This window comes from Streptomyces sp. NPDC051740 (assembly GCF_044453165.1).
GTDB classification, from domain to species: Bacteria; Actinomycetota; Actinomycetes; order Streptomycetales; family Streptomycetaceae; genus Streptomyces; species Streptomyces atrovirens.
In genome coordinates, this window is the sequence record NZ_JBITCL010000033.1 from 48,025 (window position 1) to 55,103 (window position 7,079).

A 7,079-nucleotide genomic window follows, 5' to 3' on the forward strand; every position below is an offset into this window, starting at 1 on the left:
CGCCCCACAGCCCACCGCACCGAGCTCTCTCGCGCCCCGCGCCCCGGGACCCCGAAGGGGCCCCTTCAGAAGAACACCGACCTGCGCTGCACCAGCAACTTGTACAGCGTGTGCTGAATCTGCTCCCTGACCTGATCGGTCAGATTGAACATCAGCATCGGATCATCCGCCGCCTCCAACGGATACCCGTCCGTCAGAATCGGCTCACCGAACTGAATCGTCCACTTCGTCGGCAGCGGAATCGCCCCCAGCGGCCCCAGCCACGGAAACGTCGGCGTCAGCGGAAAGTACGGAAAGCCCAGCACCCGCGCCAACGTCTTCGCGTTGCCGATCATCGGGTAGATCTCCTCCGCCCCGACGATCGAGCACGGAATGATCGGCGCGCCCTGCCGCAGCGCCGTGGAGACGAACCCGCCACGCCCGAACCGCTGCAACTTGTACCGCTCGCCGAACGGCTTCCCGATGCCCTTGAACCCCTCCGGCATCACCCCCACCAGCTCCCCCTGCCCGAGCAGCTGCTCGGCGTCCTCCGCACACGCCAGGGTGTGCCCGAGCTTGCGGGCGAGCTCGTTGACCACGGGCAGCATGAACACCAGGTCCGCCGCGAGCAGCCGCAGATGACGCCCGGCCGGATGGTGGTCGTGGACGGCGACCTGCATCATCAGAGCGTCCACCGGCACCGTCCCCGAGTGGTTGGCGACGATCAGCGCGCCGCCCTCCGGGGGAATGTTCTCGATGCCCTTCACCTCGACCCGGAAGTACTTCTCGTACATCGGCCGCAGCAGGGACATCAGGACCTGGTCGGTGAGCTCCTCGTCGTAACCGAAGTCGTCGACCTCGTAGTCCCCCGTGAGCCGACGGCGCAGAAACGCCAGCCCGCTCGCGACCCGCCGCTCCAGGCCGCCGTCGCCGTCGCCGGCGCCCTCGGCGGCCGGCTCCTGGGGCTGCTCGTCCTCACCGCTCACCGGATCATCATCCTGCACGGACGCCACACCCGGCAGTGGCTGAACCTCCCCGACCGCGGCGGGCCGCGCCCCGCCCTGGCGCCGGCTGCCCGCGCCCCGGCGACGCGACGGGCGCTGCGCGGCACCCCCACGCGAGCGGTGGTCGTCGTCGAACGGAATGACCTTGGCGTCCGCCATCGTTGCTGCGCTCCTCAGTTGGCGCTCTGCGTCGGGGGGTGACCGCTGCCCGGCAGGGGCAGCGCGGCGATCCGGTCGACGGCCCTCGCGAGCCTCTCCGGCGGAAGCAGCCCGGGACCGCGACTGCGCACGAAGTCCGCAAACGTTTCGGCAGTCGAGTACTTCGGGATGAAGCCCAGCGTCTCCCGCATCTGGTCCGTCGCCACCACCCGACCGTGTGTGAGCAGCCGGATCTGCTCGGGCGAGAAGTCCGTCATCCCCAGCGTACGCACCAGCGAGCCCGCCCAGGTGACCGCGGGGAGCAACAGCGGCACGGTCGGCCGGCCCAGCCGCCGCGAGCACTGCGAGAGCAGCAGCACACCGTCGCCGGCGATGTTGAAGGTCCCGCTGTTGAGCGTGGAGCGCCTCGGTTCGTGCGAGCCGATCCGCAGCACCTCGATGACGTCGTCCTCGTGCACGAACTGCAGCCGGGGGTCGTAGCCGAACACGGTCGGCAGCACCGGCAGCGAGAAGTACGAGGCGAGCGGGCTGTCCGCGGCCGGGCCCAGGATGTTGGCGAACCGCAGCACGCACACGGCGACGTCCGGACGGCGCCGCGCGAAGCCGCGCACGTACCCCTCGACCTCGACCGCGTCCTTCGCGAAGCCGCCGCTGGGCAGCGACTTGGGCGGGGTCGACTCGGTGAACACCGCCGGATCGCGGGGCGCGGAACCGTAGACGTTCGTACTGGACTTCACGACCAGCCGCTTGATGTTCGGGGACTTCTGGCAGGCACCCAGCAACTGCATGGTGCCGATGACGTTGGTCTCCTTCAGCGCGGTCCGCCCGCCGCTGCCGAGCGGCGTGCCGGTCACGTCGAGGTGGACGACCGTGTCGGCGCCCGACTCGGCCAGCACCCGCGCGACGGTGGGCTGGCGGATGTCCGTCTGGACGAAGTCGGCGCCGCCCAGGTGGTGCTCGGGCGGGACCGCGTCCACGCCGACGACCCGGTCCACCTCCGGATCGCGCAGGATCCGCCGGACGAAACGGCCCCCCAGCTGACGGGCCACCCCGGTCACGAGCACGACCTTTCCCAAGATCAGCGCCTTCCTCTCGCCCTGCTCCCGACGGCCAACCTATCGGGTCCCCGTCGCTCTGTGGTGCCGACCGGATGCCTGAAGTGACGACAGCCCCGGACGTACGAATGGCAGTGGCCCCCCACCGGAGTGCGGTGGGGGGCCACTGGACACGCTCTCGCGCTGTCGCTTACTTCTTGTTGCGACGCTGAACGCGCGTGCGCTTGAGCAGCTTGCGGTGCTTCTTCTTGGCCATCCGCTTGCGCCGCTTCTTGATAACAGAGCCCACGACTACCCTCGCTCACTTCTCATCACTCGGTGTTTGGGCGCCATGGGCCCACACGACCTACGAGGGGCTAGCCTACCCGCCCGAGCGCTGAGACCGTAATCGAGGTGACCGGGGAGGCCCGTGAGTGCCCGGTACGGACCTCCCCGGATCGCCGTCAGGCGGTTTCCACCCCCACGTAGCTCTCGCGGAGGTACTCGTGAACCGCTTGCTCCGGGACGCGGAAGGACCGCCCCACCCGGATCGCGGGCAGATGACCGCTGTGCACCAGTCGGTACACGGTCATCTTCGACACTCGCATCACCGAGGCGACTTCCGCCACGGTAAGGAACTGAACCTCGTTCAGAGGCCTCTCGCCAGCTGCAGCCATGACACACCTGCACCTTCCGCACTCGACGGCCACCGGCTTCCCCTTCCGGTGACTCTTCGTCGCTGCGTGCTCACTCCCCAATGTAGGGGCGGGTGATGCGAGTGGGGAAGAGGTGCACCCATCGGCGGCCTACTGTGACAGACACGCTCGATTGAGTACGTAGCGGGCCAGCGGCAGGTAGTGATCGGACCGCACGCCGTCATCAAGTGGAACGACGAGGGACACGGTCCCCTCGGCCTCGCCGACGAACGGCGCGGGGTCGTTCACATCGGCCGGTCCGACGGCCTCGAACCCCAGCTGACCTGCCCCGCAGACCCATCCGTGGTCACCGATCACCAGCTCCGGAAGCGACCCGCCGGCGTCGGCCGCCGCAGCGAGCGCGGCCCGAACCGGGAGGGGGGAGTGCGTGTGTGCGCCCGGCTCACAACCGGGGCGTTCCGCGGTCGCGCCCCGGACGAGCCCGACTCCTCGCACGTAGTCGAGGTTGCACGTGCGTAGACCGAACCGGGTCGTTATGTCGACACAGCGACCCTTCGCCGGGGTGAGGACGGCACATCCCGCCGCCGACAACGCGTCTGCCAGAGCGGCGTAGAAGCCGAGCAACCGGTGCGGATGACCGGTGCCGAGCAGCACCGGCCCGCCACGCTCCGCAGCGACCGCCAGCCGCTCCGCGAAGGCGTCCAGGGCGTCCAGGGTCCGCTCGGGGTCGATCACATCATGGCCGAAGGTGTGCGCGGGATCGGCCGAAACCCCGCACCGGTCCGCCATCAGAGCGAGCAATTCCCGCTCACCCCATACCCATTCCGGGTCCAACCCGATCAGCAGACGTGGATCCCGGACCGCGAACAGCCGGTAGCTCCGCAGGCTCTCCTCCCGCGTGGTGCCCACGACCCCGGCGAGCCGGGCAGCGAGGAGATGCGCGCGAAGCTCGGCGGTGGTCTGCACGGTAGCGATGGTGCGGGATGCGCGTGTGGGGTGCGTGCGGAACCGCGGAACACCGCACGGTCGGCGTAACGGAACGCCCGTACGGCCGTACGGGCGTCAGGCCAGCAGCCCCCGCAGCGGGAACACCGCGCGCCGCGCCGCCAGGATCGCCTGGTCCAGACGGTCCGCCGGGTCGTACCCCTCGTCCCACGCGGCCCAGGAGACCGGCCACCGCCCGTCCGTCATCCGTCGCGGCGCCGGCTGCCGGGTCCGGGCGTACACCTCCTGCCGCCAGCCCTCGGGGATCACCGTCGTGGGCTCCACCGGCCGCTCGGCCGCGATGCCCACCAGATGGGTCCAGGACCGCGGCACGACCTCCACCACCGCGTAACCGCCACCGCCCAGCGCCACCCACCGCCCGTCGGCATACTCGTGCGCCAGCTCGTGGCACGCCACCTGCACGGCCCGCTGCGCGTCCAGCGACACCGCCAGATGCGCCAGCGGATCCTCGAAGTGCGTGTCGGCCCCGTGCTGCGTCACCAGCACCTGCGGCCGGAAGTCCGCGATCAGCTCCGGCACGACCGAGTGGAACGCCCGCAGCCACCCAGCGTCCCCGGTCCCGGCCGGCAGCGCGACGTTGACCGCGCTGCCCTCCGCACTGTCCGCCCCCGTCTCCTCCGGCCACCCGGTCTGCGGGAACAGCGTCCGCGGATGCTCGTGCAGCGAGATCGTCAGCACCCGCGGGTCCTCCCAGAACGCCGCCTGCACCCCGTCCCCGTGATGCACGTCGACGTCGACGTACGCGACCCGCTCCGCGCCCAGCTCCAGCAGCCGGGCGATCGCCAGCGCGGCGTCGTTGTACACGCAGAAACCGGAGGCCGCGCCCGGCATGGCATGGTGCAGCCCGCCCGCGAAGTTCACCGCGTGCGGCGCGTCCCCGCGCCACACCGCCTCCGCCGCGCCCACCGACTGCCCCGCGATCAGCGCCGACACCTCGTGCATCCCGGCGAACGCGGGATCGTCCATCGTCCCCAGCCCGTACGACTGGTCCGCCGCCGCAGGATCGGCCGAGGCGGCCCGCACCGCCTCGATGTAGTCCTCCCGGTGGACGAGCCTCAGCGTCGACTCCCCGGCCGCCTTCGCGGCGACCACCTCCACCTCACGGTCGAGCCCGAGGGCACCGACCAGACTCCGGGTCAGCGCCAGCCGGACCGGGTCCATCGGATGGTCCCGGCCGAAGTCATAGCCCGTTACTGCCTCGTCCCACATCAGCTGTACGCGCCCGCTCATGCCCGACACCGTATCGGTCCGGTTCAGCGGCGAACGACCTGGCGTACACGAGCGTCACCAGCACCAACACCATCGGCACAAGCATCGCCCCGCGGTAGCTCCAGGCGTCGCCGAGCGCCCCGACCAACGGCGAACCGACCAGGAAACCCACATAATTGAAGACATTGAGCCGCGCGACGGCCGCATCCGAAGCACCGGGGCCACCACGCTCGGCAGCCCGCCGCCCCGCCGCCGCGAAGATCTGCGGCACCAGCACGCACAACCCGAGCCCCAGCAGCGTGAACCCCAGCATCCCCACCCACGCACCGGGCGCCCCGGCCACCACGGCGAACCCCGCCACCGCCACCAGCGCCCCCGCCCGCACCACCGTCACGGCCCCGAACCGCCGCACCCCGACGTCCCCGATCGCCCGCCCCAGCAGCGTGGTGACCATGTAGACGTTGTACGGAACGGTCGCGAGCTGCTCCGAACTCCCCAGCACGTCCTGGAGGTACTTCGCACTCCAGTTGGAGACCGTCGAGTCCCCGATGTACGCCACCGTCATCACCAGGCACAGCGGCAACAGCCACTTGAGGCCGCCGGTCGTGTGCCCGCCCTTCGCGTTCTCCGGGCCGCCTGCTCCCCACCCCCGTCGACGTACCACCGGCTCCCGACCAGCGCGGCCGGCAGCAGCACCAGCACCACCGGCAGATACGACACCCACAACGCCAGATCCCAGTGCGCCCCCGCCCACGCGAGCGACGCCCCGACGATCCCGCCCGCGCTGTACGCGGCATGAAAGCTCAGCATGATGCTGCGCCCGTACGCCCGCTGCAGACTCACCCCGAGCATGTTCATCGACGCGTCCAGCGCACCCACGGCCAGCCCGAACGCGGCCAGCGCCACGCCGAGCCCCGCCATGTGCCCGCCCGCTCCGACACCCAGCAGCGCCAGCAGCACCACCGGCTGCGACCACCGCAGCACCCGGCTCGGCGGCACCCGCTCCACCAGCCGCTCCGTGGTGACACTCCCGACGCCGGCCAGGATGGGTACGGCGGCGAGGAAGACCGGCAGCAGCGCGTCGGAGACCCCGTACCGGTCCTGGATGGCCAGGATCCGCGTCACGAGCAGAGCGAAGGCGACGCCCTGGACGAGGAAGCCGAACGCCAGCGAGGCCCTGCCGCGCCGCAGCACATCAGTCATGGCGGCGAGCGTAGGGCTCGGGGGTACCGGTGGGTAGATCCGGTCAAAGATGAGTTGTGCTCAGTTTCGGCTCGGATCCCCGTCGAGCAGTGCGGTCAACTCCCGCATGTCCTCGAAGAGTCCTGTGGCCCCGGAGAGCTTCCCGGCGGGCGTCATCGCGGTGAACCCGTACACGTCCATCCCGGCCGCGACCGCCGCCTGGACGCCCAGCGGGCTGTCCTCGACGACCACACACCGCTCGGGCGCCACGCCCATCCGCTCGGCCGCGTACAGGAACAGATCCGGTGCCGGCTTTCCCCGCCCGACATCCTGCGAGCTGAAGATCCGCTCGTCGTCGAACCACCGGTCGAGCCCCGTCGTGCGGTGCCCCACCCGGATCCGCTCATGGCTCCCGGACGAGGCCACGCAGTACGGCACCCCGTCGGCGGTCAGCTTCTCGAGTACGTCCATGGCGCCGACCACCGGCTTCAACTCCCGCTCGAACGCGGCGAAGACCCGGGCGTGGAACACGTCGTCGAAGTCCGCCGGCAACCGCTGACCGGTCCGTTCCTCGACGAGATCGTGCACGCGGTGCATGGCGGAACCCATGTAGTCACGGATGGAGTCCTCGTACGAGGTCGGGTGGCCGAGGTCGGTGAGATAGGCGGCCAGGAGCCGGTTGGAGATCGGCTCACTGTCGACGAGAACGCCGTCGTTGTCGAAGAGGACCAGGTCATAGCGCATACTCCTGACCCTAAACGCAGAAAACCCCCGTGCCGAAGGGCACGGGGGTTTTCTCAATATTTGTTCGGCGGCGTCCTACTCTCCCACAGGGTCCCCCCTGCAGTACC

At 70.3% G+C, this 7,079-nt stretch carries 7 protein-coding genes and 1 pseudogene; all 8 read right to left on the reverse strand.

Annotated elements, in window-relative coordinates; translation table 11 throughout:
* Positions 1–65: 65 nt before the first annotated feature.
* The 8 genes and pseudogenes from ACIA6T_RS33415 to ACIA6T_RS33450 all read right to left on the reverse strand — a co-directional run bounded on the left by ACIA6T_RS33415 (position 66) and on the right by ACIA6T_RS33450 (position 6,972).
* Positions 66–1,142, reverse strand: coding sequence for a lysophospholipid acyltransferase family protein (locus ACIA6T_RS33415; protein ID WP_399450273.1), 1,077 nt, complete (start codon positions 1,140–1,142; stop codon positions 66–68).
* Between the two features lie 14 nt (positions 1,143–1,156).
* Complete coding sequence (locus tag ACIA6T_RS33420; protein WP_399450274.1) at positions 1,157–2,218, reverse strand: NAD-dependent epimerase/dehydratase family protein; 1,062 nt, start codon at positions 2,216–2,218, stop codon at positions 1,157–1,159.
* Between the two features lie 169 nt (positions 2,219–2,387).
* Positions 2,388–2,486 (reverse strand): 30S ribosomal protein bS22, encoded by a 99-nt coding sequence (locus tag ACIA6T_RS33425; RefSeq protein WP_003948845.1) that lies wholly within the window; start codon positions 2,484–2,486, stop codon positions 2,388–2,390.
* 154 nt (positions 2,487–2,640) lie between these two features.
* Positions 2,641–2,853, reverse strand: a complete 213-nt coding sequence (locus ACIA6T_RS33430) for a helix-turn-helix domain-containing protein (RefSeq protein WP_004984898.1) — start codon at positions 2,851–2,853, stop codon at positions 2,641–2,643.
* Positions 2,854–2,982: 129 nt separating this feature from the next.
* Positions 2,983–3,798 (reverse strand): phosphatase, encoded by an 816-nt coding sequence (locus ACIA6T_RS33435; protein ID WP_399450275.1) that lies wholly within the window; start codon positions 3,796–3,798, stop codon positions 2,983–2,985.
* Positions 3,799–3,894: 96 nt separating this feature from the next.
* Entirely contained in the window at positions 3,895–5,067 is a 1,173-nt protein-coding gene (locus ACIA6T_RS33440; protein WP_399450276.1) for an acetoin utilization protein AcuC, read from the reverse strand.
* Positions 5,018–6,249 (reverse strand): annotated as a pseudogene (locus tag ACIA6T_RS33445) (MFS transporter). Before ACIA6T_RS33445 ends, ACIA6T_RS33440 begins: the two are co-directional and overlap by 50 nt.
* A 60-nt stretch (positions 6,250–6,309) precedes the next feature.
* Positions 6,310–6,972, reverse strand: a complete 663-nt coding sequence (locus tag ACIA6T_RS33450) for an HAD family hydrolase (protein WP_399450277.1) — start codon at positions 6,970–6,972, stop codon at positions 6,310–6,312.
* Between the last annotated feature and the right edge of the window lie 107 nt (positions 6,973–7,079).